1 protein-coding gene is annotated in these 407 nt (G+C 69.5%); it reads left to right on the forward strand.

The window, feature by feature from the left end:
- Window positions 1-300 (forward strand): DUF1329 domain-containing protein (locus JT719_RS24315; RefSeq protein WP_207436387.1); only part of this gene is annotated, 300 nt, incomplete at its 5' end.
- Window positions 301-407: the final 107 nt, after the last annotated feature.

Below are 407 nucleotides of genomic sequence, written 5' to 3' on the forward strand. Positions count from 1 at the left end.
GGCCTGCGCGACGCCTTCCCGGAGCGTACCTATTACCTGGACGAGGACAGCTGGCAGATCTTGATGGCCGACTATTACGACGCGGAGGGCAATCTCGCCCGCTACGGCGAGGCGCACGGCATCGCCCATTCGCAGGTCCCGGCCTTCCTCCCGGCGATGGAGATCACCTACGACCTGACCGACGGGCGCTACGTCGCCAGCGGGCTGGACAACCAGCATGGCCCGCCGGTCTTCGGAAAGCCGATGAAACCGGAGGAGTTCGCCCCGGAAACCCTGCTGCGCAAGGGAAGGCGGCAGTGAGCCGGGAAGCGCCGTTGAACGGCTTGACCGTCCGCCCCGCGACGGCGGAGGACGTGCCCTTCTGCCTCGGGCTCGCGCCCCGGCTGGCCGGCATGGCGCGGCTGCGC

It is taken from the genome of Sabulibacter ruber (genome assembly GCF_017355955.1).
In the GTDB taxonomy this organism is placed as follows: Bacteria; Bacteroidota; Bacteroidia; order Cytophagales; family Hymenobacteraceae; genus Nibribacter; species Nibribacter ruber_A.